Genomic DNA, 26,382 nt, shown 5'->3' on the forward strand with positions numbered 1-26,382 from the left:
AAGGGCCGCATCGCGACCCTTTTCAATCCCGCCATCCAGACCCTACGCGACTTGCATAGGAATCGTATTGGACGTGCGATTCACGGTGTTATCTTCATTGAGATACACCAACTTCGGTTTGTGGTTGATCAGCTCAGCCTCGGTGAAATGGCCATAAGTCGCAATAATCACTCGATCGCCCACTGCCACTTTACGCGCTGCCGCACCGTTCATCGAGAAAGTACCTGAACCGGGCTCAGCAAGAATGATATAGGTGTGAAAGCGCTCGCCGTTGTTCACGTTGTAGATATCGATTTGCTCGAATTCGCGCATGCCGGCAAGGGCAACCAAATTGGCATCGATCGCACAGGAACCGTCATACCACAGCTCCGCCTGGGTGACTTTGGCCATGTGCAACTTGGCTTTGAGCATATGTGAAAGCATGGAATCCTCCGGGGAATCACTTGTGTAGCCTGCTAAAAATTAGCCCAGCACTACAGAAACGTTGTCAATTAACCGCGCGCCTTGCGTGTACATGGCGCCGAGTATAGTGATCTCCCGATCATCGTGTGCCGCCATTTCCAGAGTGCGGCTATTGCAAATACTGATGTAGTCCACCCGAAACCCGGCCGCTTCAATCTGCGTACGCGCTTCGTCCACCAGTACCGTAAAATCACGGCGACCATCAGTTATCGCCTGCTTGATCGCATTCAAACTGCGGTTGAGTACCGCCACTTTCGGGCGCTCATCCGGGGTAATAAACCCATTGCGCGAGCTCATCGCCAAACCATCGGTTTCGCGGAAGATCTCACCGGCAGTGATTTTAATCGGAATACACAGGTCTTCCACCATCCGGCGAATCACCGCCAACTGCTGGAAGTCCTTGATCCCGAACACCGCTTCATCCGGCTGCACAATATTAAACAACTTGGTGACTACGGTTGTCACGCCCTCAAAATGACCGGGGCGGCTCGCACCGCAGAGTACGTCGGTCATGGTCGGCACAATTACACGAGTCTGCTCGGCCATACCATTGGGGTAGATTTCTTTTTCATCGGGGCAGAACAGGTAATTACAACCCACGGCCTCCAATTTGGCCGAATCCGCTGCGAGGGTGCGCGGGTATTTATCCCAGTCTTCGTTCAAGCCAAATTGCAGCGGATTGACGAAAATACTGGCCACAACAATATCGCAGCTGCGCTGGGCGATTTTCACCAACTCGATATGGGCATTGTGCAGGTTGCCCATAGTCGGCACAAATCCGATACGTTTACCGGCTTTGCGCTCGGCGGCCAAGGCTTCACGAAGGGAGTGGATATGGTGAAAAACCTGCATATTCATGCCTCAAACTGCCCTTGAAATAGGCTTGGATTCGGGCGCGCGATCATACACGGTCAGGATGGAGAAGTACATTTTAAGATCAAAAATTGACCAAGCTTTCCACGCGAGTCAATTTACCTTACTAAGGGAAAAGTCGCTCTTGGCTATCGATTACGGGCAAACGAATAACCGCGTCCCCGACGCTAAAAGCACCGCCCTGAATCACTTTCGCACACAATCCGCCATAACCGAACATAGCGGCAGTGCCGCCCTTGCCAAGTGCTTCATCCATACGTGAACAGGGATGGCAGAGGGCGTTGGTTTCGAGGATGACATCGCCGATTTGCAACCGCTGATAGCGCAGCAAATTCATGTTCATACCAGAGATCACCAGATTGCGGCGCAGCAGGCGGGGGTCTATCGAGGAGTGTCCGGTGTGACGGCAAATTGCCTCAATGTATTCACTACTGATCAACGTAACCTGGCGCGCGGAACCCGGCGTTTTTTTCATCCGGTGATCGCCCACTAAACCCAGACCTACAACCGCTTCGGCTTGATCGATGACCACCACTTCGCCACGCCGTTCACTGCGCAAACCAATCCATTCCAGTTTTCCAGGAGCGATATTGGCGCAGAGCTTATCCAGTAGACGGGCTTGGCTATTCATAACCACCTTGATGGAGATATTCAGGTGCAAGGTTATCGAAACGGGTGTATTTGCCGACAAACGCGGCGCGGCAAGTGCCGATTTCGCCGTTACGTTGCTTGCCGATAATCAACTCAGCCATGCCCTTGTCCGGGCTGTCTTCGTTGTAGTATTCGTCGCGGTAGATAAACAGGATTACGTCGGCGTCCTGCTCGATGGCGCCGGATTCACGCAAGTCGGAGTTCATCGGGCGCTTGTTGGGGCGCTGCTCAACACCGCGGTTTAACTGCGAAAGTGCGATCATCGGGCATTCAAATTCTTTGGCGATACCTTTGAGCGAGCGCGAAATTTCCGAGATCTCTTGCGTACGACCTTCACCGCCACCGGCTACAGTCATCAACTGCAGGTAATCGACCATGATCATCCCGGGGTTGCCGTGTTCGCGCGCGATACGGCGGATACGGGCGCGCATCTCCTGCGGATTCAAGCCACCGGTATCATCGATAAACAATAGTTTGTCTTTCATTTTGGCAACGGCGGATGACAGTTTCGGCCAATCCTCCTCGGTGAGCTTACCGTTACGCATCTTGCCCTGGTCGATACGGCCGATGGAGGACATCATCCGCATCACCAGCGCCGCCGAGGGCATTTCCATACTGAACACCAGCACCGGTTTGGGCTGATTAAAGAGCGCACCCTCTACAAAGTTGAGCGCAAGCGCAGTTTTACCCATAGACGGACGAGCGGCGAGAATAATCAATTCGCCCGGCTGCCAACCTGAGGTGCGCTGGTCGAGATCGGTAATACCCGAGGGCACACCGGTGATATCGCTGCCGGAACGGAACAGTTCATCGATTCGCTGTACCGTGGCTTTAAGGAGCTCGTTCACCCCCACCAAACCGCCTTCTTTGGGACGATCTTCGGCAATTTCAGCCACGCGTTTTTCAGCGAGCTGGAGCAGGTCGTCAGAATCCAGACCGGCCGGATTCATACTCGATTTACTGATTTCCTGCGCCGCAGCAATCAGCTGGCGAAGGGTCGAGCGTTCGCGCACGATTTTGGCGTAAGCGGCGATGTTGGCAGCACTCGGGGTGTTGTTGGCCATCTCGACCAGATAACCCAAGCCACCCACGCGCTCCAGCTCATCGTGTTTGTGCAATTCTTCAGAGAGTGTGATGACATCGAGCGGCTGACCCGCTTCCTGCAGTTCAATCATCATGCGGAAGATGAGCTTGTGGTCATCGCGGAAAAAATCGCTTTCCGAGACCACTTCCAGCACCGCATCCAGACGATTGTTATCGAGCATTAACCCGCCCAGCACTGACTGCTCGGCCTCAACCGAATGCGGTAATGCAGCGTGGTTGGATAGCTCGCTGGCGAGGCGATCCTCAAAACTGGATGATTCGAAACTGGATTCAGGCATAGGTTTGCTTAGTTATTCGTCAATTCAAGTGCAAAAAAAATCGGACACTAGCGGTTCAACCAAAAGGTTGTCGATAGTGCCCGATTTCATATTGCTTGTCAGCAGATGCTGACGCGCAATGCTACTGCTTCCGGGTTATTACTCGGGAACAACAGCCAATTTAACAGCTTGGATCACTTCAGCATGCAACTGAACGTCGATCTCGTATTGACCGATTTCACGCAGTACACCTTGTGGCAAGCGAATTTCTGACTTGGCAACTTCAACGCCAGCAGCAGTAATTGCTTCAGCGATGTCGCGCGTGCCGATAGAACCGAACAGACGGCCTTCGTCACCTGCTTTAGCAGCGATGGTTACTTCCAACGCAGCCAATTTCTCAGCGCGTGCAGTAGCACCAGCGATTTTGCCAGCAGCAGCAGCTTCCAACTCAGCGCGACGCGCTTCGAATTCAGCGATGTTTTTAGCAGTAGCAGCAACAGCCTTGCCTTGTGGCAACAGGTAGTTACGGCCATAGCCAGATTTAACGGTAACTTTGTCACCAATAGCGCCTAAACGGCCTACTTTATCGAGCAGAATAACTTCCATCTCTATACCCCTTACTCGTGGCTGTCAGTGTATGGAATCAAAGCCAGGTAACGAGCACGCTTGATAGCAGTAGCCAACTGACGTTGGTATTTAGCTTTGGTGCCAGTGATACGGCTTGGAACGATCTTGCCAGTTTCGGTGATGTAAGCTTTCAGCGTTTCAACATCTTTATAATCGATGCGCTTGGTGCCTTCAGCGGTAAAACGGCAGAATTTGCGACGACGGAAAAAACGGGCCATGGTTATACCTCCTGCTCTTCTTCAAAATCATCTGCATCAACACCGTCTTCGTCAGACAGGTCTTCTGCGTCATCACGACGTTCAGCGCGTGGTGGACGTGCCTTGCGCTCGCGGCCTTCTTTCTCAGCCTTCATGATGAATGATTCTTCAGTAACAGCGGCATCTTCACGCAACACCATGCTGCGCAAAACGGCGTCGTTGTAACGGAAGTTGGTGGTCAGCTCTTCCAACACAGCTTCAGAGCATTCTACGTTCATCAGAATGTAGTGGGCTTTGTGCACTTTGTTGATTGAGTAAGCTAATTGGCGACGGCCCCAGTCTTCCAGACGGTGAACTTGGCCACCATCGTTTTTGATAGCAGAGCTGTAACGCTCAACCATAGCTGGAACTTGTTCGCTTTGGTCTGGGTGAACCAGAAAAACGATTTCGTAATGACGCATTTATAGCTCCTTACGGGTTAAAGTCTCCCGCCTTATCTATTAATAGTGAGGCAGTGAGACAAGGAGTAGCCAGTTTTCCGGCCTGCACAGAATGCAGTGCCATTCCCCCCGGCTGGTTTGGGGTGCGGAATTGTACGGATTCACCCCGGCAGATGCAAGGATAAAGAATGATCACGCCAAACCAAGCAATCGATAGCAGCCAACAATATAATGACAGCGATGTCAGGAACCGGTTTCATCGATTAAAAATGCGTTTACCTGTGGGTGAATATGAGCAATAACACGCATAACCCAATGGATATTCCGGATTTTTAGTAAATAATCCTGCGTTACCCTTGTGGCACAATAATCATCATTTCAACTGCCTACCTATACTAGGTGGAACTCTCGGGCACAGGGAAGCCGATAAATAATAAGCCGCCCCACTGGCGGAGAAAAACCCACAGAGTCAACCTGGATCCAGCATCCTCTAACTTGCGGGATCTGATTAACACGGCAAACTTCCTCTGAGACTCTAATAATGAAAAAACTCTTAAATAGCCCGTTGGCAGGCATTTCCCATTCAATTCGCAAATTCACCCGTGTCGCTGCGACAGTCGCTTTGGTTGCCCAAGCGGGTCATGCCATTGCCGATGTAGCGCCCCTGTCGGTACAAGGCAATAAAATTCTTGCCGGTGGTCAACCCGCCAGTTTTTCTGGCATGAGCATGTTCTGGAGCAATACCGGTTGGGGCGGCGAAAAATTTTATAACGCCCAAGCAGTTTCCTGGCTGAAAACCGATTGGAACGCCAAGTTGGTTCGCGCCGCTATGGGTGTGGAAGATGCCGGCGGGTATCTAACTGATCCAGCGAATAAAACCCGCGTAATGACTGTCGTTGACGCCGCGATAGCCAATGATATGTATGTCATCATCGACTGGCACTCCCACAACGCCCACCAATATAAAACCCAATCCATCGCATTCTTCAAAGAGATGGCGACCAAATACGGCAACAAAAACCACGTAATTTACGAGATCTATAATGAGCCGCTGCAAGTGTCATGGAGCAGCGTGATCAAACCCTATGCACAAGATGTCATAGCCGCCATACGTGCGATTGACCCGGATAACTTGATTATCGTGGGCACACCCACCTGGTCACAGGATGTGGACGCCGCCTCACGCGATCCCATCGCTGGTACCAATATTGCCTACACACTGCACTTCTACGCCGGCACCCATGGCCAATCGCTGCGCGATAAAGCCACCACCGCACTCAATAATGGCATCGCCCTGTTTGTGACCGAGTGGGGTTCAGTCAACGCCGATGGCAATGGCGGCGTTGCTAACAGCGAGACCAATGCGTGGGTCAGCTTTATGAAAGCCAACAACATCAGTAACGCCAATTGGTCATTGAACGACAAGGCCGAAGGCGCATCGGCACTAGTGCCAGGTGCTAGCCCGAACGGTAGTTGGGCAACTTCGCAGCTGACCGCATCTGGAGCATTGGCCAAAAGCATTACCCTCGGGTGGCCGAGTTACAGTGGCAGTACGGGCAGCTCGGCAGCACCCAGCTCACGCAGGAGTTCAAGCATTGCAGCTGTTTCGTCTTCTCGTTCAAGCATCGCCCCCAGCTCAAGTTCGCGCTCAAGTGTAGCGCCCGCGTCCAGTTCACGTGCTAGCTCTTCAGTAAGTGCAGGAAGCGGCAAATGTACACAAGTCGTGAGCAACCAATGGAACAACGGCTTTACCGGTGCAATCCGCATCTGCAATACCGGGACCAGCGCAATCAATGGCTGGAACCTTAGCTGGAATTACAGCGATGGAACACGTGTTACCAATAGCTGGAATGCCAATGTGACTGGCTCCAACCCTTACACGGCGACACCACTGAGCTGGAACAGCAGCATTCAGCCCGGGCAATGTGCAGAAGTCGGGTTCCAGGCCAGCAAACCGGGTGCAAATGTCACCACTCCAACCATCACCGGTGCAGTCTGCAAATAAATACCTTTTTGTACCGTCAAAGCCCGGTTATTGCCGGGCTTTTTTAATTGTTGCCCACGCCTTTCTTGCCCTTTCCCAACGGCCCGATACCGTCATCATTTTGTCATCAGATAAGCCTAGCGTGATGCGAATAACCCGCAATCCACCCGGAGCCTGCCCATGCCGAATGATTCCCCCAGCTACAGCATTGATTATGAGCGCCTGTTACAAGAGGAAATGCTCGACAACCTGGACGAAGAGCTGGAGTTGGAGCTTGATGACGACCGGCTGGAAGCCTTGGCTGAAGGTGAGGAGACCGGTGCAAGCATGGATCGCCGTGTCTATTTCCGCGAACTGTTGCGCCTGCAGGCAGAACTGGTGAAGCTGCAGGATTGGGTGGTCGATAAAAAGCTAAAAGTCGTCGTGTTATTTGAAGGCCGCGATGCTGCTGGTAAAGGTGGCGTGATCAAACGTGTGACACAGCGCCTCAACCCTCGCACTTGCCGTGTAGCTGCCCTGCCAGCTCCCAGTGACCGCGAGCGCAGCCAGTGGTATTTCCAGCGCTACGTATCCCACTTGCCCGCTGGCGGTGAAATTGTGTTGTTCGACCGCAGCTGGTACAACCGCGCCGGCGTCGAAAAGGTGATGGGGTTTTGTAACGACGACGAATACGAAGAGTTCTTCCGCACCGTGCCGGAGTTTGAACGGATGCTGGTGCGCTCCGGCATCATCCTGATCAAGTACTGGTTTTCCATCACCGATAGCGAACAGTACAAACGCTTTTTAGCGCGGGTGCATGACCCGCTCAAACAATGGAAGTTATCGCCCATGGATATGGAATCGCGCCGCCGCTGGGAGCAATACACCAAAGCGAAAGAGGTGATGATTGATCGCACCCATATTCCTGAAGCACCTTGGTGGATAGTGGAAGCGGTCGATAAGAAACGCGCGCGCCTCAACTGTATCAACCACCTGTTGTCACAAGTGCCCTACGGCGAAGTCGATCATCCGAGGGTCGAATTACCCGCCCGTGTTTACAACCCCGACTACTATCGCGCGCCGATTCCCGATGAGCTATTTGTGCCCTCTATTTATTAAATCAAGCTGTGAGGAGCCCCGATCAACCAAACTCAGTCACCCCCAAAAACCTCACTCCAGTGGCGTCAATTCGCATGGCTAACTCAGCCAAATGGCGGGTTGGCACCGCTGGAAACAAATGGTGTTCGGCGTGATAAAACATGCCGCAGGTTAAAAAATTGACCACCCGGGAACGACAGGAGCGCGCATTGACAGCTGAGCCCTCACACTGGCGATGTACTGCCCAAATACCGACCATGGGCGCCGATAAATTGGCCACCAGCATCATCAAACTGTAAAGCCCATACACGGGCGATTCGAACCACACGAGCATCATGCACTGCAACAACGCACTGACGGCAAGCTCGGCCAGTATCCAACGTTTTTGCAGCTTGGGCGCATCCCGCAAAGCAACGATATGGATATAAACGGGATAAATCGGGCTTTTAAGCAATGCTCGCCCAAACGGCAGAGTGGCCAACTCGCCTTCAACATCGCCTTTTTGCATGCAGTGTTTATGATGGTACATGTGGGTGTAATTGATCGCATGGGATGAGCCCAACATCATCACACTGATAACCCCCATGACCCAATGATCACCGCTGGGCGTCAAACCCAAGGTGCCATGAAACGCATTGTGTGCTACCCGCAAACCCAACATAAACACATAGATAACAGCGATACCCATCGCAACGATCCAACCCCACTGTACCGAACCAGTCGCACCCACTGCCGTTGCTTGCTGCCCGCAGACGACCGCTAACAACAACCAGGGCAAGGGCAAGCACAACTCGCGCGCCGTTTCAAAACGCTGATACTTGACCAAATCCTTCCAGCGCACCGACTGCGTATCAAGCAGAGCATGGGCATGGGCATGGGCATGGGCATGGGAATGACGATGAGAATCGAGATTATTCATTGCGGCTCCCTTCACACAGGTTGGTCGCACCGTCGATGCGGCTGAGTGCGCCGGGGCGCAGGCGGGTAAATAAGCGATAAAAACGATCGCATTGGGCGGCGAGGCGCGGGTACTTACGCAACAGGCGGGCAAGGTGACGGTAGCCCGGTAAATACGACCACATCACCAAATGCCCCGCGAGGCCGATATGCATCTTGCCCTGAGCATCCAGTACATGCAGCAGTTCCATCGCCGCTTCAAATTCCGCGCCCATGCTCTCCGCTAGTTGGCGCTGGCTGCGCAGGTCAATCCAGTCGATGCGCTGGTCTTTATCCAGAGTTTTACAAAAAGCGACTTCGCGCCGGCAAATAGCGCAGTCGTTATCAAAAAAGACACTTATCACTGCGGCGGGGTTTGATGGTGTGGACATGGCAGTCTCCTGAAAAGCGCTAATACGCTGGGAATGACTGCACTCTAGGGAAGTGAACGAGCAGTAACTTCCTTTTTGATAAAACAGGTGCAGATATCTCGATTAATAAATTTAAGTGTTTAAAATCATAAGGTTAGAAAATTACAGAATGATAAAAATGGAGTGAGTCATGAACAACAGCGAATCTCTCCGGTGGAGAACTACTGCAGATATTTATGAAGTGGCACTTACCACTTTAGGTCGCAACCTAAAGTAGGTGGTTTGCCTCGAGCACGAGGATTGAAATGACATCACCTTGTATAGGCAAGGCCCCCTGAATTACAGGGGCATGTTCAATGACACAACCCAGGTGAATAATAATGAACAATAATCGTCACGGTTGCGCGGCCACAGGTGCGCACCACTCTCGTCCACGTAAAACGCTGTTCGCAAGTCTGGTAGCCGGTCTTACCAGTGTTGTTTTTTGTAGTGCGGCCATGGCTGCAGTCCCGGCCTTACAGGTGCAAGGCAACAAAGTTCTGGTTGGTGGCAAATCTGTCAGCCTTGAAGGTGTCTCCCTGTTTTGGAGTAACACCGGCTGGGGCGCAGAAAAGTTTTATACCGCCGCTGCGGTCAAACGCGCTAAAACCGAATTCAACGCCAACCTGATCCGCGCCGCCATCGGCCACGGGGAAGGTGGTGGTATCCAGGATGACTGGAACGGCAACATGGCGCGCCTCGATACCGTTATCCAGGCAGCCATCGACAACGATATGTATGTAATCGTTGACTATCACAGCCACAAAGCACACGAGAATTGGGGTTCAGCAGAAGCCTTCTTCAAACAAGTGGCGCAAAAGTGGGGCCAACATAACAACGTCATTTACGAACTCTACAACGAGCCATTGGGTGTGGATTGGCACTCAGTACTCAAACCCTATGCAGAGCATGTGGGTGGCAAAATCCGCGCGATCGACCCCGACAACCTGATCATCATGGGCACGCCTAACTGGTCGCAAGATGTTGATGTCGCATCAACCAACAAAGCCAACGTCTCTAACCTGGCCTATACCGTCCATTTTTATGCCGACAGCCACCGCGGTTCCTATCGCGCCAAGGCACAGACCGCGCTCAACAACGGCGCGGCGTTGTTTGCCACTGAATGGGGCGTAGGCCATGCCAATGGTAGAGGCACAGTGAATCACGCCGAAACCTGGGCCTGGATTGACTTCCTGCGCGCTAACGGCATCAGCCATGCGGGCTGGGCGTTCCACGACAAAGAGCGCGACCAGGCGACGGGCGAAGTGGAAACCTCATCCTTTTTCTGGGCCGATGGCTCATTGAAAGAATCCGGCAGATTTGTGAAAGAAATTCTCGCTGGCCGTAAGCCGATAGATGGCGGTGGCGGAGGTGGTGGTGGCGACGGTGGCTCAACCGGTTCCTGCCAAAAAGCTGGTGTAGGCGATACCTTGCAAGCTGAAAACTTCTGCCAAGCCAGCGGAATACAAACGGAAACCACTAGCGATGCCGGCGGCGGCCAGAACGTGGGTTACATCGACAACGGCGATTGGCTGACCTATTCCGTCAACGTCCCTGCAACCGGCACTTATAAAATAAGTTATCGCGTTGCAGCGTCTGCTGGCGGCGGGCAATTCCAGCTGGAAAAAGCCGGTGGAAGCCCCGTTTACGGCAATGTGAATGTTCCTGCCACTGGCGGCTGGCAAGCCTGGCAAACCGTTTCTCACAACGTGGTATTACCAGCGGGCGAGCAGTTAATCGCTATAGCCGCGGTGACTGGCGGTTTCAACATCAATTGGTTAAAAGTGGAAAGTACTGGCACTCCTCCGGATACCAACCCAGGCCAAGTGATCACCACCCTACAAGCTGAAGATTACAGCCAGCAACAAGGTACCCAGCTGGAAAATACCACTGATGCCGGTGGCGGTAAAAATGTGGGTTATATCGACGCAGGTGATTGGCTGTCTTACGCCGGTACGCCAGTGAATATCCCCAGCACTGGCAGCTATGTGATCGAGTATCGCGTTGCCAGCCAAAACGGTGGCGGCAGTCTGGCATTTGAGGAAGCGGGTGGCGCTCCAGTGCACGGCACAATCGCTATCCCGGCCACCGGTGGCTGGCAGACCTGGACGACCGTCAAACACACCGTCAACCTGAGCGCGGGTAGCCACAAGTTCGGTATTAAAGCCAACGCCGGCGGTTGGAACATCAATTGGATTCGCATCAGCAAAGCGAATTAACAACAACAGAGTCCAGTAAGTGAAGTCATTGGCCGCCTTCGGGCGGCCTTTTTTATTTTGCCTGTACCGGAATCGAATTGACTGGCTTCAACATCTGCTTGCGATACTCCGACGGCGTCATACCCACCATTCGCTTGAAAAACCGGTGAAAAGCCGATTGGCTGTTAAAGCCGGATTTATACAAAATGTCCAACACTGTATCGCCCGCACATTCCGGCGCTGCCAACAAGCGCTTGGCCTCTTCCACTCGCTGGCTGTTGATGAACTCAAAGAAATTCTGCTGGTGATGGTCATTGATAATGGTCGATAGCTCGCGCGGCTTGATGCCAATCTGTTCAGCAAATCGTTCCAGATTGATCTGGCTCTCCAGATGCAATCGCAATTCGCTGATACCGCGCTGTACCGCCTGACGCTTTTCATCAACCTGTGGCATCTCCTGCAAACGATCCTTCTCCGGCTCTACTGCCACCACCAATTCCTGCTGCAACAGCTCGCGGGTATTGCGCCAGCCAAACAGGAACAGGCCATTAATTAACAATACCGTCAGGTAGTTATTCACTATGCCGAGTAGGTCATTGGTTTCGCCGCTGACATATCCACCCAGAAAATAGGCGACAAATGACCAGAGCCAGTGGATAAAAAATCCACCCAACACCCAATCCGCTAGACGCAATTCGCGCTCTGCGATGCTGGAATACATCTGCTTCAACTGCTTACGCAAACGGTATTCGGTGTAGAAACAGGCAAGCACATAGATAAGAGGGGAGCACTTCACCAAAAACCAGACAAAAGCCAGCGCCGCTCGATCAGCCACTGACAAAGCTGCCCAATGCCAGGGCAGCCAATCATAGATGCTGAGGTCGTAGGCAAAAATCACCCCTACGGCCAACAAGGCAGGTACCAGATGCACCCCATGGTGCCAGTGCTGAAGGTCAATCGCGCGCGACAGCGAACGCAGATAAAAGAACAATACCGGCCCCTGCAATAGCAGACAGGCTGACAGCAGCGCAGGTATCCATGGGTAATTAGCAATCGCCATAGATTGGAAACTGGCATTCCAGGTGATCAGCGTAGTGGCCAGCGTGCCCACCACCAACAGGAAGAAAACCTGTAACAAACGCCGCGGCTGCTTCCTTCCACCGGGCAAGATCCCAAGTGCGATACATAGGATCAGGGCTTCCAGAATGGTCAGAGCGATGACCACTTCGTGCAGGTTGAGTAGTAGATTCTTCATTATTTTTGTCTCTTGAGCCGGCACCCCGGTGGTCCGGCAGTCCTGTTGTTTTTATGAGTGAAATTATAAGCGACAAGAGTGCAAGGATCTGGGTGATCCAAGTCGTAATTATCGCCATAACCTGGCCTTCCCACCCGTCCCACTTTGCATTTTTACTAAGTGGGGCTTCTCAGTTTTATCTGGTATGCAAAAAACAGGAGGATTATCCCTTGTGCGAGGTGAAATAGTGATCACCAATGCAGCGACTGAATGCATTCAACTCTAACAATAATGAGAGGCTTCACTAATGAAAAAGCTAGCCAATGCTATTGGGCTACTCCCTATTGCACTTTTACCCCTGCTTATTGGACAAGCTGCTCAAGCACAAACCTGTGGTTGGAACCAGGTTTGGAAAGATGATTTCAACGGCACTGCCATTGACCGCAACAACTGGTCGCAAGAAGTGAATGGCGATGGCGGTGGCAATGGTGAACTCCAGTACTACACCGATCGCCCCGAAAACATGTGGGTGAGTGGTGGCATGCTGAACATCAAGGCAATCCGCGAAGCCTACAATGGCAAAAGTTGGACCTCTGCCCGCCTGCGTACCAAAAATGCGCAGGATTGGACTTATGGCAAGATCGAAGCGCGCATGCGCATGCCCAAAGCCTCTGGCACCTGGCCTGCATTCTGGATGATGTCTACCGAATCGCAACGCGATAGCCACGGCTGGCCGAACAACGGCGAAATCGACATCATGGAAGCCGCGGGTACACACGAAGATATCAGCGGCACATTGCACTATGGCGCCTACTGGCCCTACAACGGCAACACCGGCTGGCCGAATCCCGACAACCTGATCGTGCCCGAAGCTGGCCGCACCAAGACCGATTTCCATATCTACGCGGTGGAATGGTACGAAGACCGCATGGTCTGGTCGATTGACGGTGTACCCAAAATTTCCAGCTCACGCACCAAGCTCGACGGCGTAAACCCGGTGCGCTCCAACTGGGATTCTTTCTACAACCGCCCCTTCCACGTGATCCTTAATCTGGCGATTGGCGGCTGGTTTCCCGGCTTCCCTGACGGCAGTGAAGGCCCTGAACAATTGATGCAAGTCGACTATGTCGCCGTTTACAAAAACGACGAGAGCTGGTCGGTTGAGGGCGATACCTATATGTATCGCGGTGAGAACTTTAAAAAATACCGCATCGATGGCCCTACTACTGCGAGCTACAACTGGTCTGTTCCTGCTGGGGTTACCATTGTGTCCGGCCAAGGCACGCGTGAGATTGTGGCTTCCATCGGCAACTCAGCGCGCTCCGGCAACATCAGTGCAACCTTCAACTCCGGCTGTAGCGTTAAAACGGTCAGCAAACCCGTCACCATCGAGCAAGGCCGTACCCAAACACTTGCAGCCTATGAAAGCGGGTTAGGGCTTACTCACCTGCAAAACGGCGTGGCACTTACCAGCGGCGCTATTGTTAATAACCCGGCACCGGGTTCAGTCAACACTTCCAGCAAAGTACTGCACTATGTGCGCGATGCCAGCCAGCAGTGGGATAACCTCAAGCTCACCGGGTTTGGCAAGCTGAACGCAGGCGAATTGCGCTCTGGCCGCGCCAAGATTTTTGCGGATATCTACTACCCCGCAGGCGCCACTAATCTGCTTGGCAAAGAGATCGGCGGCGGGCTGGAAAACAACGCAGTAGTTAGTGTAACCCCGAGTTGGGATGGCAATACCGGCCGCCTCGCGCGCTTCAAAGGCACCATTGGTAAAGCCGGTGAATGGCATACGGTTGAGCTGGGCTTTACCGGCACGCCGGACTCGGGTATCGCCGCAAGCCAAGCCGATAATCTGGTATTGATGGTGGAAGCAGGCTTCAATCGCCCCGCCGATTTCTACATGGATAACGTCCGTATCGTGTGGCCAGATAATGGCTACACCCTGAAACAAACCATCGCCAACTTTGATGGCACCAGCAACGGTGCGATCAAAGCTGCCCCCGCCACCAGCGGTGTGCGCACGATTGTCGCCAACCCGGCACCTAACGCAGTGAATTCATCGCCAAATGTGCTGCGTTATGTGCGCGATGTGGGTGCGACTTACGACACTCTCGCATTCAACGGCATCACCGGCATTCCCGATGCGATGGATGCCCAACATGGCATGGTGCGCGTCGCCGTGGATGTTTACACCACAGCGCCAGTGGGCACGATCATTTCCATGAACCTTGAAAACGAGCTGCAAGTGAGCGCGGTTACCCCGGCAGATTGGCAAGTCGGCCGCCACAGCTTCTACCAAACCGAGACCACCAAAACCGGCCAATGGGAAACCCTGGAGTTCAACTACAACTTCGCGGCCGCCTTGGGCGATTGGGCGAATAACAAAGCGTCTGCGCCTTTCACCGGTGTCGATCAATTGATTTTCCTCATTACGCCCGGCGTGGCCAGCAGCGGTACTTTCTACTTCGATAACTTCCGCGTCATGGCATACAACAAGGATGCACCGGCAACTGTGGGCACCTCGTCGTCTACCACCAGCAGTAGCTCGATCGCACCACCATCCAGCGTAGCAAGTAGTAGTCGCAGTTCAGTTGCACCGAGCAGTGTTGCACCTTCTAGCATTGCGCCTTCAAGCACTCCACTGAGCAGCTCGCGCAGCAGCGTAGCGCCCAGTTCTGTAGCGCCAACAAGTAGTATCGCCAGCTCAAGCTCTGTCGGTTGCACCAACTGCCCACCGGTATTGGTATCACAAGGTCGCACCGTCACTGCCAGCACCGCATTGACTGCAGCAGCTAATGCGGTGGATGGCGATGGCGGCACTCGTTGGGAGTCGGCACATGCGGTTGATCCAAGCTGGATCATGGTTGATCTGGGCAGTTCACGGGCGTTGTCGCAAGTGGTAATTGATTGGGAAGCAGCAAATGCCGCCAACTATCAAGTTCAAGGCTCCACTAACGGCACCAGTTGGACCACCCTCAAAACCGTTACCGGCGGAGCCTTTGGCACCCGCACGGATACGCATGCTGTGAGTGGCAGCTATCGCTATGTGCGCATTTACGGCACCGCGCGCAGTGCAGGCAACCAATGGGGTTATTCCATCTGGGAACTGAAAGTCTATGCGCAAGGCACTCCTGCAAGCAGTTCCGCTGCCAGCTCAAGTGTGGCTCCAGCCGCCCTGCTGAATATTGCCAGCGCAACCGCCAGCACCGCATTAACACCAGCGGCTAATGCGATTGATAAAAACAGCGGCACCCGCTGGGAATCAGCTCATGCGCTCGACCCCACATCCCTGACCCTGGATTTAGGCAGCGCCAAAACCCTAAGTAGTATTGCGATTGATTGGGAAGCAGCCAACGCGGCGAATTACACCGTGCAAGGCTCGAATGACAACACAAACTGGACCACCCTCGCCACCCGTACCGGAGGCAGCTTTGGCAACCGCACCGACACCCTCGCCATCGCTGGCAGCTACCGCTATGTGCGCATTAACGGCACCGCGCGCAGTGTGGGGAATCAGTGGGGATATTCAATCTGGGAAGTGCGTGTACTGGGTTGGTAAAACCCAAATTTAACAAGATCACATCAACAACAATATTTACCACAGCTCCCTCAATCCATTCCCGCTGACCGGGCGGGGATGGAGGCTTCACACCCGGCATTGCCAGCAATGCCAAGGCCGGGTGATTTTTTAACGGAAGAACAACAAGGCCAGACAGTTTTAACAATAGCAAGCCACTCGTGTAGACCCGCCTGAATGCAGTGCGGCTTTTATCAACTCCTTACCAAATAAAAAATAATTCCCTTGGAGGAACTATGCGTTTCCTACTACAAAAACAACCACTTACTGCGGTAATCATCAGCCTTGGGCTGGGCGCAAGCGCGACCCAAGCCCAAACCGCCTACAACGATGCCTGGTGGGCAAGCCCCAACGCCAACACCAGCTTTGTCGATCAATTTGATGGTGTGAGCATCAACCGCACCAAATGGCTGGTAGAAAAAAACATTTTCGTTAACGGCGAAGATATTGATTATCAAGATGTGGAGTACCCCGCCGCTGACTGGACTTTCCGCGTCGGCCAGCCAGATGCAGGCGCGAGCGATGGCAAGGTACTGAACCTGAAAGCCCGCTATATGGATGGCCAGATCCAAGACTACTACGGTGGCACCGCCGGGCAAGGCAAGCCGCTGTTTATCCGCGCCGGCCGGATCGAATCACAAATCGCCGATGACTCCACTTTTGTATTCGGTAAATTCGAAGCCCGTATCAAAATGCCACCGGCGCGCAACGGCGAATTCCCCGCTTGGTGGTTATTAGGTAATTTTCCGGATGTAGGTTGGACTGCCTGCCAGGAACTGGACATCATCGAGTTCACCGGTGCCAACGCCAGCAAAGCCCCGCAAACCCGCTGGTCGGCGCCCTACCCGGCTTATGGCGGCAATCCGTTCGGCACCACTTACGCACAATTGGGCATTAGCCCGAGCGACCAGTACATCACCTACGGCGTGATCAAAACCCCCGAATACATCGAGTTCTATATCAACGGCGTCAAGACCTATAGCTGGACCAAAGCCGAGCGCGGCGACCAGCCCTGGCCCTACCTCACGCCCATGCGCATGATCCTCAACCACGCCATCACCCATGTGGAATGGCCGGATGTAGGCAACTACAACAAGTTCAGCACCGACGCGAACGTGGCCAACAAAACCGGCTACACCCGTGTGACCAACGGCGTGACTGAATACGAATACCTCGATACCGCGAGCATGAATACCAATATCGGCCGCGCTGGTACGGATTTCCTGGTCGATTACGTTGCGCACTGGCCGCTGCCAACCACCGACAGCTGGAAAAAATATACCGACGAGGGCAAATACAGCTTCTTCCGCCCAAGCAACAACACCAAGGGTTTCTACCCGCTAAAAGGCTGGATGGCGCCAGTGTCGGTCACTGCGGATGCTTACTTGCAAGAGGGCGATAACGCCTACCGCGACAACAGCGCCAAAAACGCAGCCGATGGCTACGTGGGCTCCAAATGGGCAACACCACGCGACGACAATATGCACTCGGTCACTATCGACTACGGCATGGATAAACCGATCAAATACTTCTGGATCGAGTGGAGTTGGAACCTGCCCAAGTCCTATGACATCTACGGCAAAACCTCGACCGGCAACTGGGAATTTATCCGCACCTCCGACCAACAAGCCGTCGGTTGGGCGACCCACACCTTCGACGTCAACAAGACTTACCGCTACGTCAAACTGGTGACCAAAGGGCGTATCGATAAAGCTGAGCCAATTTGGCTGCTGGAATTCAAAGCCTTTGAAGATGTTGCCGATGTCTATCCAAAACCGGCCGGTACTGCGTTGGTTGACCGCGCCATTAACGTACTGGGCAATGGCAACTTCGCCACTGACCTGAACGGCTGGGTCGGCGAGAACTATGACGGTTCAGGTGCGGCTTATTCAGTCGTCAACGGCGAAGCGCGCATCACTGCAGCGGCGCAAGGCACTGGCGCTGGTTCCTACCAGTTGCACACCCAAGGCTTTGGTTTGAAACGCAATTACCGCTACCAAATCAGCTTCCGCGCCCGTGCAGCATCGCCACGCAACATTCAAGTGCGCCTGTCAGAAGACCAGTTGAACCCATCGGCGGCCGGTACCTATTTGTTACAAACTGTCGCGCTTGGCACCACTATGAGCAATTACAGTTTTAATCTGGATTTCACTGGCGGCGACAACGCTGGTCGTCTCGCCTTCCTGTTCGGCGCTATGGGCAATGCGACTACCTTTATCGATGATGTTGTTATCCGCGAGATCGCCTATATCGGTGCCGGCGATCCATTGGTTCCTGCGATCAGCGCGACCAATTTCACCGGTGCCAGCAGCGGTTGGGAAACTGAGTGGTGGGGTGCAGCAGCGCGTGCAGTTGACGGCTCAACCGGCAACAAAGCCAGCGGTAAACCCGGCATAGCAGACAATCAGGATCTGTGGGTAAGCGTGAATATCGACCCGGATTTTGAAGTGAAAGAAGTGTTGGTTGCAGGCGATAAATCCGCGCCGCGCAGTTTGGCCCAGTTCAAAGTGGAATACGGCACCGCCAACAACACCATGATCAACTGGACCAACAGCAATAACGATGGCACCTATGAAGGCTTCACCGGTTTCAGTGCTTATCCACCAGCGAACGAGCGCAACTTCCGCTTCTGGTTCCGTCCACCGGCTGGCCAAGTAGTTGAAGTCGCTGACGTGCAGTTGATGGCAGTTGATCTGAAACCGCACCGCATCTACACCATCAATCTGGATAACGCGGGCAGCATCGCACCAGCGGGCACCCTCCGTTACAGCAAAAACAACACTGACTCGGCGACTTACACCTTCAATCCACCGGCGGGCCAACAAGTCGCCAACGTGATTGTGGACGGTGTTTCTCTGGGCGCGATGAACAGCTACACGTTCAACGCGATCTCCGCGAGCCACACCATTGCAGTGTCGTTCACCGGTTCAGTGCCAGCCTCATCGGCAGCGAGTTCCAGTGCACCCTCATCAACGCCATCAAGTGTGAGCAGTTCAAGCGCACCAGCGTCGGTATTGGTATCGCAGGGTCGCCCGGTTACTGCCAGCACCAGCTTCCAACCTGCCGCTAACGCGGTCGATGGTGTGGCCGGCACCCGCTGGGAATCCAACCACGGCGTGAGCCCAAGTTGGTTGATGGTGGATCTGGGTAGCAATCGTTCACTGACCCAAGTGGTTATCGATTGGGAAGCAGCCAACGCCGCTAACTATGAAGTGCAAGGTTCTACCAACGGCACCAGCTGGACGACCTTAAAAACCGTCACCGGCGCCGCTTTTGGCAACCGCACGGATACCCATGTAGTCAGCGGCGCCTATCGCTATGTGCGCGTCTACGCTACTGCACGCAGCACCGGCAACACTTGGGGCTATTCAATCTTTGAATTGAAAGTCTTTGCACAAAACGCAGCAGCGAGCAGCAGTTCTGCATCAAGCACCGCAACCCCTGCCCTCTTAACACCGGTGAGCGCGAATGCGAGCACCGCGTTAACCGCGGCGAGCAATGCGATTGATAAAAATGGCGGCACTCGCTGGGAATCGGCGCATGCGATTGATCCGAGTTGGATTACTTTTGACTTGGGCAGTGCAAAAACGCTCACCCAAATTACGATCGATTGGGAAGCAGCAAATGCTGCGAACTACACAGTGCAGGGCTCCAATGACAATGCTAACTGGGTCGATATCGCCAGCAGAACCGGCGGTGCTTTTGGTACTCGTACCGACACCCTCACACTAAGTGGCAACTACCGCTACGTGCGCATTAACGGCACCGCGCGCAGTGCTGGCAACCAATGGGGTTATTCAATTTGGGAGGTGCGCCTGACAGGATTTTAATTAAAAAACAATTCATTAAAAAACAGTTTCATTATTCGGTCATACCACTAAGCCGCCCGTATTTTTGCGGGCGGCGTTTTTACATAACAACAGAAAGAAAAGTACAAAACAAAAAAGCCTTATTAAAAATCAACTAATGGACGAAACAATCATGCACAAGACCAAATCACTTTTATTATCAATGCTACTGTCACTCGGCCTCGGCAGTGCAATCAGCGCCCAAGCTGCCGTTATCACCTTCGACGATTTACCCGCGACCGAACTCGATGCAATCCCCGATGGTTATCACGGATTTAACTGGGGTGCATCACACATGGTGAACGTCAATTATTTCCACAAAGACCTGCTGCCCAATACCGGTTTTGAAAACGGTGTTGTCTCAGGCGATTACGCAGCGTTTAATTTTCTCGCTACTACCAGCACCATCACCGGCAATCAATTTGATTTTAACGGCGCTTATTTAACAGCAGGCTGGAATGATGGTTTAAACATTGAAGTCACCGGTTTTTTAAACAACGCCTTATTGTTTACCCAAACCGTAATCGTCAACACCAGCGCCGCGCAGTGGTTTGACTTTAATTTCCTCGGCATCAACTCCCTCAGCATGCGGGCCTGGGGCGGAGTGCCAATTGATCCTGCTAATGGTGGTGAGATGTTCATCATGGACAACTTCACCTACAACGAACCCACCGCAGTCCCCGAGTCATCATCACTCGCGCTATTACTGCTCGGTGTAGCCGGAATTTTATTAGGCCGCAAAACCAGAAAAGCCTAATCACACGTCAGTAATAGCGTCCCAGCTTTGCCGCTACCAAGCGATTGGTGGCGGCGTTTTTGTTTTTGGGGTAGGCTCCCCCTCACTTTTTCACAGCCGATAATTACTTGGAATAATCTACGCATCTTCGTGTTTATCGTAGAGTGTGTAATTACTCGCGGTATGTGTTGTTAATAAATTAAAACAGAAGGGATTAATAATGATCGATCAAAGTACCTGTCATTGCAGCGCAATAAAATCTGAAGTAAAAAACTGCAACGGCTCGATCCGCAATAAAAGCAGTTTTTTACATTCGATCAGGCTGCATCGTCCTTTCCTTCGATTGATTGTGATGTTAACGGGGCTCTTCGTCCTGAACGCTGCTGCGCAGGAGGAACCGCGAGTACGAGCACGTGATCTAGGTGTTGCACCGGGTATCTTCAGTCCTGGCACTAACAACGCGATCACCGACGTCGCCGGTGTACGTGTCGGCCAGGTGACGTTACGAAAAGGCGACAAAGTCCGGACCGGTGTTACTGCGATCCTGCCACACCCCGGCAATGCCTACCGCTCACGGGTGCCCGCTGCACTGCATGTGGGCAATGGCTTCGGCAAATTCATCGGCACCACCCAAATCAATGAGCTGGGCGAGTTGGAAAGCCCGATCTTGTTGACCTGCACCTTATGCGTGTGGAAGGCGGCCGATGCCATGGTTGAGTGGATGCTGGCGCAACCGGATATGGAGCAGGTGCGCTCGCTGAATGTGGTCGTGGGCGAGACTAATGACGGCAGACTCAATGACATACGCGCACGCCCGATCACCGCTGCTGCGGTACGCACCGCATTGGAAAGCGCAAAGAGTGGGCCAGTGCAGGAAGGCAGCGTTGGTGCGGGCACCGGCACTACGGCCTTCGGCTGGAAGGCAGGTATAGGTACGTCATCGCGCAAACTGCCCGAGAGTTTGGGTGGATTTACGGTGGGTGTGCTGGTACAGGCCAACTTCGGTGGAGTACTGCAGGTGGCAGGTGCGCCCGTGGGGCGTGAGCTGCATCGTTATGCGTTCCAAAACGCAGTCGCTGCGCGGGAAAATACCCGTGGATTAGCCGATGACCGCGGCGATGGTTCAATCATCATTGTTATTGCCACCGATGCGCCCTTATCGGATCGCAATCTGCAGCGCTTGGCCTCACGTGGCATGATGGGATTAGGGCGTACCGGCAGTTCCGCATCCAACGGTAGCGGCGATTACATATTGGCATTTTCGACTGCCGAATCGGTGCGACGCCAGTTTGATGCGGCGCGGCTGCAGACTACCGAATTGGCGAATGAGCAAATGAGCGCTGTGTTCCAGGCCAGCGTGGATGCAGTGGAAGAGTCGGTCTACAACGCCTTGTTTATGGCGACCACAGAGAGCGGCAATGGTCAAACAGTTGAGGCTATTCCGCTGGATCAGGTGCGGAAAGTGCTGAAGGCACATGGTATAGAAGTACCTGCGCGATAGGGAGCGCAGATGCCAAGGTAACTATCCCGCAGCAATATCCATAAAAGCATAGGCACAACCAAATAGAATTTGGATAAAGACCAGGATTCAAACAACATGAAGTTTATTGATAGTAGAAATTTCAATAGCAGCTTGTCAGACATGGCCCAGAGGCTAACCAACAAAGGAATTCTGGTTTCCACAACCGACGACTATGCAAATATTCCAGGCAAAACATATGTTGCCCAAAAAATCAAAATGGGAATTTGGATTCATCTTAATCACCAGTACGATGATGCTATCGCTGTGATTGCCAATCCAAAACACGAACCAACCAGCAGGCTTACATTTGAACAAATGGAAAAAATTCGGACAGAAGCAAAACACCAATTTGGCAAGATAGTAGAAAGTGCTTTTACAAAATGCATAACTTATTTTTTAGCCCTGGGACTTTTGTTTTTACTTGGTTATATATTGATAAACATTTTATTGTAGGCTGATGGTGATGAACGTCCCCAACATGATCATTTTGCGGAGATATTCCGACGTGAAAAATATGCATTACCAAGCAGCGTTTGGGAACGAGAAAAATAGATGTAAAGATTTATCATGGTAGATTTGCGACGCTACAAAATTTGAAATTGAAGCGCCGGGTGAAGCAGAAAGCACTATTTACGCAAAATAGGTTTTAACCTTTGCAACCATTTGAGTGGCGGTCAAGTTATCGACCGTCTCACATCCAACAATACGGTTAGCAAAGCCCTTGAGTTCAAGACGTTTTTTAAATTCGCCTTTTGCTTCACCGGGGCCAAATATTAAAATAGACGTAGCGTCTTTCAAATGCGGTATGACCTCATCGTAATATTGATTAAGGCGATTAGCGTGGCGCCTTTCGCGCTGATCTTCTGATGGACTTGCGCCTTCTGTAGCATGTTCGGAATAACGAATATGCTTATCATTAGATGATTGCGCATCGGCTCTATCATCACCGTTGAACAACACAAATGCTTCTTTGTGATCGATCCAAACACCGACTTCTTGCTTTACCGCTTGTTGACTGCTCATGTTGTGACTCACCGTTTAGTTAAAACACCTAACTTACACGGCCTTACAACAAGCCTCTGTGCGTGAGCACACCTAGCCAGTTAGAATCACCATATGGCAATTTGAAAAACAGGTATTACCAACCAAAGCTTGGGAACGAGAAACAAGAGAGATTGAAATGATTTACCAAGGCACTTGCCATTGCGGCGCAATACAATTTGAAGTGGAAGCACCCGACGAAGTGGAGGTTGAAAATTGCAATTGTTCAATCTGCAATATGACGGGCTTTTTGCATTTAATTGTGCCACAGCGCAATTTCCGGCTTATCAGCGGTGAAGACAACATCACCACTTACACTTTCAACACTGGCGTGGCAAAACACACCTTTTGCAAAACCTGCGGTATCAAACCCTTTTACATTCCCCGCTCTAACCCCGATGGGGTGGATGTGAATATGCGCTGTTTAACTACGCAACCAAAATCCGTAAAGATTGTGAATTTTGATGGGCAGAATTGGGAAGCTAATGCGCATACCGTTGCGCATAGGAGCCTGTAGCGCTTAGGCATCAAGGACGATGCCCAAGAATCCGCGAAGGCAAAAACAAGATCGCGCGCAGAAATTCAAACACTGCATCAAACGCGATGCCGAGAATTCGGAAGGGAATGGAGATCAGCCAGACAATTGGCCAGAGCACCAGAGCAAGCAGCGCCAACGGCCAACAGATAACCCACAACAATAACCAGCAGATAAACGTCAACATACCAAATCCCCCAAGTGAGTAAGCTATTGTTATCTTGGACGCGATTTAAGGCAAATTGGATTCAGTAGCCCGTAATAAATACAGGCTACTGATGAGCAGTTAAGGAGCGAGGGTCAAACTGCCTTGCATGATGGCGATATGGCCGGGGAATGAGCAGAAGAAAGTGTATGCAGTACCAGCCGCCAGTTTGCTCACCGGAAAGGTCACTGACGCCGTTTCGCCGCCGCCGATCAGCTTGGTGAACGCGATTACGCGCGCATCGCCCGGTTTGACGTATTGGTTATCGACGCCTGCTGCAATACCTTCGCTAGCAACCGCTTTGGCATCATCCGCCTTACTCAGTACCCAGTTATGCCCCATCACCGTTTTTGGCAGCGTTCCGGTATGCGCCAGATTCAGGGTAAATTCCTTACAGGTTTTGGCGACCACAATGGCTTTTTGGTCAAACTGCATGGCGTCATTACTTTTAAGTGTGAAACTACACTCATCCGCCTGCGCAAATTGCGCTCCTGCCATCAATAAACCTGCTAATGCAAATGCATATTTTTTCATCATTAATCTCCGTTACCAGTTGCTGTAGTTAGCTAATAGTGTATACGCTACTTTACCCAAAAGCGGTCAAGCCAGGCATGATTATTTGTGATTAGATTGGTTAATTGCTACAGACGTATCTTTACTGTTACTGATAGTGGCTTTTACGATTGGGAGATTACACATGTTAAGCCTGCTCGGTTAAACGCCACGACTCTTTATTGCACCATTAAGATAAGATATTTGGTGAGATGTGGCGCAATTAGTATATAACCAGCTATTTTTTGGCGCGATTATGGCGCCACTCTAAAAATCGCGCCAAATATCATGAGGTTTGACAGGTCAAAATATGAAGATCACCAACAGGGATTGGATAATCCAAAGCTTGGGCCACGAAATAATCACGATGCAGAAACGGCGATGCTGAGATTGTTCAGAACACAAATAAAAAAGCCAGGCAATAAGCCTGGCTTTTTGAAGGAAAAAATAACGCTTAAAAAGCGAAATTAATACTCAAAGAATACATATCCAAGTCATCATTCAGCATGGTGTATTCCAACTCAGAAAAAAACCGATTAGTTAACTTATAGCCAACACCAACGCCGCCAGAAAAATCTGAGTCTTTGTCAGAAACTTTTTCGACGGGCAATTGACCAAAATCATCGAATTCTTCATCGCCTTCAGCCGCTGTAAAAACGATCGGAGCATTACCTAACACTTCCGCATAAAAATCGAATGCTGATGGTTTAATTGTCAAGGTAGTTTTTTCAGAGAGATAACCCGCTTTCACTTTAAAATAGAGATCACCGCTTGAGCGATACACACCATAAATTGCCGAGGTTTCAATACTTGCATCAATATTTACCGCAAGGTCAATCACAGCGTATGGAAATACACCTTGAATTTCGTTGAGCGTTGTACCTGGATTCATTTCCAGAATTGATTCCCACCACTCATCAGTGACATCAATGCCCTCCTCGATATAGGTTGCCTTGGCATTATTGACTGATTTCGAGTATTGACCCTCAATAAAGAAATTTTCCGAGAGCTTGTATCCAAGCTGGATAAAGCCATTATCTGCATCAGAAAAACTGATTTCATCATCTTCTGGAACAGCAACAGTTCCGTAACCTACACCAGCATAAAAATTCAATGGTTTTTCTTGAGCGGCAACCACACTGGAAATAAACACCCCTAAAACCCCAAGCGACAACAATGTCTTTTTCATAAATCAATCCTGTTTTTCTGGAAAATATCCAAATTATTGCCTAATAATGTCCGCACACTAGCGCGCGCTGACTCTATCACAAATTCCGGTAACAAATCAGCACCGGCAATAAAACGTGATGCGCGGTATTAAATGAGGTCGATACAGTAAGTACTCTCGACTTTCCTCTTGCTTATTAAAGGAAAAAACATGCTAATCCGCCCACACAACTCCAACGACACCGCCGCCATCTGTGCCATATACAATCACTATATTGAACATACCGTGATTACCTTTGAAGAAATTCCGATAGCGGTTGCACAAATGCGCGAGCGTATCGCGGCCTACACACAACTTTATCCCTGGCTAGTGTGTGAGGATGCAGGTGAAATAGTGGGTTATGCCTATGCAAGTAAATGGAAAGAGCGCAGTGCTTATAAACACACCGCTGAAGTTACTGTGTATTTAAAGCATGATGCGACACAAAAAGGCTATGGCAGTGCACTGTATGAAGAATTAATTGCGCAGCTTAAAGCAAAAGATTGCCATGTATTACTGGGTTGTTTAGCTATTCCCAACGAGCCAAGCGCAAAATTGCATGAGCGTTTTGGTTTTAAGCAGATTGCGCACTTTACCGAAGTGGGACGCAAATTTGAACGCTGGATCGATGTGGGTTATTGGCAGAAAGTGCTGTAGCGCACCGAGCAAGCCGATACATCAGACTTATACTCAGACTTATACT

General features: G+C 51.7%; 24 protein-coding genes. 10 read left to right on the plus strand and 14 right to left on the minus strand.

Going from position 1 to position 26,382, the window contains the following annotated elements; all coding sequences use genetic code 11:
* Positions 1–42: 42 nt before the first annotated feature.
* The 7 genes from panD to rpsF form a co-directional block, all read right to left on the minus strand.
* Positions 43–423: an aspartate 1-decarboxylase gene (gene panD, locus B4E62_RS02795; RefSeq protein WP_310076052.1), complete on the minus strand. Its 381-nt coding sequence runs from the start codon at positions 421–423 to the stop codon at positions 43–45.
* 39 nt (positions 424–462) lie between these two features.
* The gene (panC, locus tag B4E62_RS02800; RefSeq protein WP_331351341.1) at positions 463–1,314 is read right to left on the minus strand and encodes a pantoate--beta-alanine ligase; all 852 of its coding nucleotides are present in this window, start codon (positions 1,312–1,314) and stop codon (positions 463–465) included.
* Between the two features lie 127 nt (positions 1,315–1,441).
* Positions 1,442–1,966 carry an MOSC domain-containing protein gene (locus tag B4E62_RS02805; RefSeq protein ID WP_331350985.1) on the minus strand — a complete coding sequence of 175 codons (525 nt, stop codon included), beginning with the start codon at positions 1,964–1,966 and terminating at the stop codon, positions 1,442–1,444.
* On the minus strand, positions 1,959–3,368 hold the full coding sequence (dnaB, locus tag B4E62_RS02810; RefSeq protein ID WP_331350986.1) for a replicative DNA helicase: 1,410 nt from the start codon (positions 3,366–3,368) through the stop codon (positions 1,959–1,961). The genes B4E62_RS02805 and dnaB overlap by 8 nt, the downstream gene beginning before the upstream one ends.
* A gap of 138 nt (positions 3,369–3,506) precedes the next feature.
* Positions 3,507–3,953: a 50S ribosomal protein L9 gene (gene rplI, locus B4E62_RS02815; RefSeq protein WP_310076060.1), complete on the minus strand. Its 447-nt coding sequence runs from the start codon at positions 3,951–3,953 to the stop codon at positions 3,507–3,509.
* An 11-nt stretch (positions 3,954–3,964) separates the two neighbouring features.
* The gene (gene rpsR / locus B4E62_RS02820) at positions 3,965–4,192 is read right to left on the minus strand and encodes a 30S ribosomal protein S18 (RefSeq protein WP_007643439.1); all 228 of its coding nucleotides are present in this window, start codon (positions 4,190–4,192) and stop codon (positions 3,965–3,967) included.
* A gap of 2 nt (positions 4,193–4,194) precedes the next feature.
* Positions 4,195–4,632 carry a 30S ribosomal protein S6 gene (rpsF, locus tag B4E62_RS02825; RefSeq protein WP_310076068.1) on the minus strand — a complete coding sequence of 146 codons (438 nt, stop codon included), beginning with the start codon at positions 4,630–4,632 and terminating at the stop codon, positions 4,195–4,197.
* 520 nt (positions 4,633–5,152) lie between these two features.
* On the opposite strand from rpsF, the gene B4E62_RS02830 reads away from it, so the two are divergent.
* Both B4E62_RS02830 and ppk2 read left to right on the plus strand, forming a co-directional pair.
* On the plus strand, positions 5,153–6,616 hold the full coding sequence (locus tag B4E62_RS02830; RefSeq protein ID WP_331350987.1) for a cellulase family glycosylhydrolase: 1,464 nt from the start codon (positions 5,153–5,155) through the stop codon (positions 6,614–6,616).
* Between the two features lie 159 nt (positions 6,617–6,775).
* Entirely contained in the window at positions 6,776–7,693 is a 918-nt protein-coding gene (gene ppk2, locus B4E62_RS02835) for a polyphosphate kinase 2 (RefSeq protein WP_331350988.1), read from the plus strand.
* 22 nt (positions 7,694–7,715) lie between these two features.
* Here ppk2 and B4E62_RS02840 read toward each other — a convergent pair whose 3' ends face one another.
* Positions 7,716–8,591 (minus strand): fatty acid desaturase, encoded by an 876-nt coding sequence (locus B4E62_RS02840; protein ID WP_331350989.1) that lies wholly within the window; start codon positions 8,589–8,591, stop codon positions 7,716–7,718.
* Positions 8,584–9,000, minus strand: a complete 417-nt coding sequence (locus tag B4E62_RS02845) for a DUF393 domain-containing protein (RefSeq protein WP_331350990.1) — start codon at positions 8,998–9,000, stop codon at positions 8,584–8,586. Before B4E62_RS02845 ends, B4E62_RS02840 begins: the two co-directional genes overlap by 8 nt.
* A 359-nt stretch (positions 9,001–9,359) precedes the next feature.
* On the opposite strand from B4E62_RS02845, the gene B4E62_RS02850 reads away from it, so the two are divergent.
* Positions 9,360–11,237 (plus strand): carbohydrate-binding protein, encoded by a 1,878-nt coding sequence (locus B4E62_RS02850; RefSeq protein WP_310076081.1) that lies wholly within the window; start codon positions 9,360–9,362, stop codon positions 11,235–11,237.
* A gap of 52 nt (positions 11,238–11,289) precedes the next feature.
* Here B4E62_RS02850 and B4E62_RS02855 read toward each other — a convergent pair whose 3' ends face one another.
* Positions 11,290–12,471, minus strand: coding sequence for an AraC family transcriptional regulator (locus B4E62_RS02855; RefSeq protein ID WP_331350991.1), 1,182 nt, complete (start codon positions 12,469–12,471; stop codon positions 11,290–11,292).
* Between the two features lie 286 nt (positions 12,472–12,757).
* On the opposite strand from B4E62_RS02855, the gene B4E62_RS02860 reads away from it, so the two are divergent.
* From B4E62_RS02860 to B4E62_RS02880, 5 genes are all read left to right on the plus strand, one after another.
* Entirely contained in the window at positions 12,758–16,015 is a 3,258-nt protein-coding gene (locus B4E62_RS02860) for a discoidin domain-containing protein (RefSeq protein ID WP_331350992.1), read from the plus strand.
* 254 nt (positions 16,016–16,269) lie between these two features.
* On the plus strand, positions 16,270–19,863 hold the full coding sequence (locus tag B4E62_RS02865) for a discoidin domain-containing protein (RefSeq protein WP_331350993.1): 3,594 nt from the start codon (positions 16,270–16,272) through the stop codon (positions 19,861–19,863).
* A 151-nt stretch (positions 19,864–20,014) separates the two neighbouring features.
* Positions 20,015–20,638 carry a PEP-CTERM sorting domain-containing protein gene (locus B4E62_RS02870; protein ID WP_331350994.1) on the plus strand — a complete coding sequence of 208 codons (624 nt, stop codon included), beginning with the start codon at positions 20,015–20,017 and terminating at the stop codon, positions 20,636–20,638.
* 199 nt (positions 20,639–20,837) lie between these two features.
* Positions 20,838–22,118, plus strand: a complete 1,281-nt coding sequence (locus B4E62_RS02875) for a P1 family peptidase (RefSeq protein ID WP_331350995.1) — start codon at positions 20,838–20,840, stop codon at positions 22,116–22,118.
* 96 nt (positions 22,119–22,214) lie between these two features.
* Positions 22,215–22,592 (plus strand): hypothetical protein, encoded by a 378-nt coding sequence (locus B4E62_RS02880; protein WP_331350996.1) that lies wholly within the window; start codon positions 22,215–22,217, stop codon positions 22,590–22,592.
* A 177-nt stretch (positions 22,593–22,769) separates the two neighbouring features.
* On the opposite strand, the gene B4E62_RS02885 is transcribed toward B4E62_RS02880, so the two are convergent.
* On the minus strand, positions 22,770–23,162 hold the full coding sequence (locus B4E62_RS02885; protein WP_331350997.1) for a hypothetical protein: 393 nt from the start codon (positions 23,160–23,162) through the stop codon (positions 22,770–22,772).
* A gap of 157 nt (positions 23,163–23,319) precedes the next feature.
* On the opposite strand from B4E62_RS02885, the gene B4E62_RS02890 reads away from it, so the two are divergent.
* Entirely contained in the window at positions 23,320–23,697 is a 378-nt protein-coding gene (locus B4E62_RS02890; protein ID WP_331350998.1) for a GFA family protein, read from the plus strand.
* Positions 23,698–23,707: 10 nt separating this feature from the next.
* Here B4E62_RS02890 and B4E62_RS02895 read toward each other — a convergent pair whose 3' ends face one another.
* The 3 genes from B4E62_RS02895 to B4E62_RS02905 form a co-directional block, all read right to left on the minus strand.
* Positions 23,708–23,902: a hypothetical protein gene (locus tag B4E62_RS02895; protein ID WP_310076101.1), complete on the minus strand. Its 195-nt coding sequence runs from the start codon at positions 23,900–23,902 to the stop codon at positions 23,708–23,710.
* A gap of 99 nt (positions 23,903–24,001) precedes the next feature.
* Entirely contained in the window at positions 24,002–24,457 is a 456-nt protein-coding gene (azu, locus tag B4E62_RS02900; protein ID WP_310076103.1) for an azurin, read from the minus strand.
* Between the two features lie 469 nt (positions 24,458–24,926).
* On the minus strand, positions 24,927–25,661 hold the full coding sequence (locus B4E62_RS02905) for an outer membrane beta-barrel protein (RefSeq protein ID WP_331350999.1): 735 nt from the start codon (positions 25,659–25,661) through the stop codon (positions 24,927–24,929).
* A gap of 189 nt (positions 25,662–25,850) precedes the next feature.
* Between B4E62_RS02905 and B4E62_RS02910 the strand changes: the two genes are divergently transcribed.
* On the plus strand, positions 25,851–26,336 hold the full coding sequence (locus B4E62_RS02910; protein WP_331351000.1) for an arsinothricin resistance N-acetyltransferase ArsN1 family B: 486 nt from the start codon (positions 25,851–25,853) through the stop codon (positions 26,334–26,336).
* Positions 26,337–26,382 lie beyond the last annotated feature (46 nt).

This window comes from Cellvibrio sp. UBA7671 (assembly GCA_002483145.1).
GTDB classification, from domain to species: domain Bacteria; phylum Pseudomonadota; class Gammaproteobacteria; order Pseudomonadales; family Cellvibrionaceae; genus Cellvibrio; species Cellvibrio fibrivorans.

Coding starts and splice junctions, on each gene's coding strand:
- panD (WP_310076052.1), bottom strand. CDS start 423: ATGCTTTCACATATGCTCAAAGCCAAGTTGCACATGGCCAAAGTCACC.
- panC (WP_331351341.1), bottom strand. CDS start 1,314: ATGCAGGTTTTTCACCATATCCACTCCCTTCGTGAAGCCTTGGCCGCC.
- B4E62_RS02805 (WP_331350985.1), bottom strand. CDS start 1,966: ATGAATAGCCAAGCCCGTCTACTGGATAAGCTCTGCGCCAATATCGCT.
- dnaB (WP_331350986.1), bottom strand. CDS start 3,368: ATGCCTGAATCCAGTTTCGAATCATCCAGTTTTGAGGATCGCCTCGCC.
- rplI (WP_310076060.1), bottom strand. CDS start 3,953: ATGGAAGTTATTCTGCTCGATAAAGTAGGCCGTTTAGGCGCTATTGGT.
- rpsR (WP_007643439.1), bottom strand. CDS start 4,192: ATGGCCCGTTTTTTCCGTCGTCGCAAATTCTGCCGTTTTACCGCTGAA.
- rpsF (WP_310076068.1), bottom strand. CDS start 4,632: ATGCGTCATTACGAAATCGTTTTTCTGGTTCACCCAGACCAAAGCGAA.
- B4E62_RS02830 (WP_331350987.1), top strand. CDS start 5,153: ATGAAAAAACTCTTAAATAGCCCGTTGGCAGGCATTTCCCATTCAATT.
- ppk2 (WP_331350988.1), top strand. CDS start 6,776: ATGCCGAATGATTCCCCCAGCTACAGCATTGATTATGAGCGCCTGTTA.
- B4E62_RS02840 (WP_331350989.1), bottom strand. CDS start 8,591: ATGAATAATCTCGATTCTCATCGTCATTCCCATGCCCATGCCCATGCC.
- B4E62_RS02845 (WP_331350990.1), bottom strand. CDS start 9,000: ATGTCCACACCATCAAACCCCGCCGCAGTGATAAGTGTCTTTTTTGAT.
- B4E62_RS02850 (WP_310076081.1), top strand. CDS start 9,360: ATGAACAATAATCGTCACGGTTGCGCGGCCACAGGTGCGCACCACTCT.
- B4E62_RS02855 (WP_331350991.1), bottom strand. CDS start 12,471: ATGAAGAATCTACTACTCAACCTGCACGAAGTGGTCATCGCTCTGACC.
- B4E62_RS02860 (WP_331350992.1), top strand. CDS start 12,758: ATGAAAAAGCTAGCCAATGCTATTGGGCTACTCCCTATTGCACTTTTA.
- B4E62_RS02865 (WP_331350993.1), top strand. CDS start 16,270: ATGCGTTTCCTACTACAAAAACAACCACTTACTGCGGTAATCATCAGC.
- B4E62_RS02870 (WP_331350994.1), top strand. CDS start 20,015: ATGCACAAGACCAAATCACTTTTATTATCAATGCTACTGTCACTCGGC.
- B4E62_RS02875 (WP_331350995.1), top strand. CDS start 20,838: ATGATCGATCAAAGTACCTGTCATTGCAGCGCAATAAAATCTGAAGTA.
- B4E62_RS02880 (WP_331350996.1), top strand. CDS start 22,215: ATGAAGTTTATTGATAGTAGAAATTTCAATAGCAGCTTGTCAGACATG.
- B4E62_RS02885 (WP_331350997.1), bottom strand. CDS start 23,162: ATGAGCAGTCAACAAGCGGTAAAGCAAGAAGTCGGTGTTTGGATCGAT.
- B4E62_RS02890 (WP_331350998.1), top strand. CDS start 23,320: ATGATTTACCAAGGCACTTGCCATTGCGGCGCAATACAATTTGAAGTG.
- B4E62_RS02895 (WP_310076101.1), bottom strand. CDS start 23,902: ATGTTGACGTTTATCTGCTGGTTATTGTTGTGGGTTATCTGTTGGCCG.
- azu (WP_310076103.1), bottom strand. CDS start 24,457: ATGATGAAAAAATATGCATTTGCATTAGCAGGTTTATTGATGGCAGGA.
- B4E62_RS02905 (WP_331350999.1), bottom strand. CDS start 25,661: ATGAAAAAGACATTGTTGTCGCTTGGGGTTTTAGGGGTGTTTATTTCC.
- B4E62_RS02910 (WP_331351000.1), top strand. CDS start 25,851: ATGCTAATCCGCCCACACAACTCCAACGACACCGCCGCCATCTGTGCC.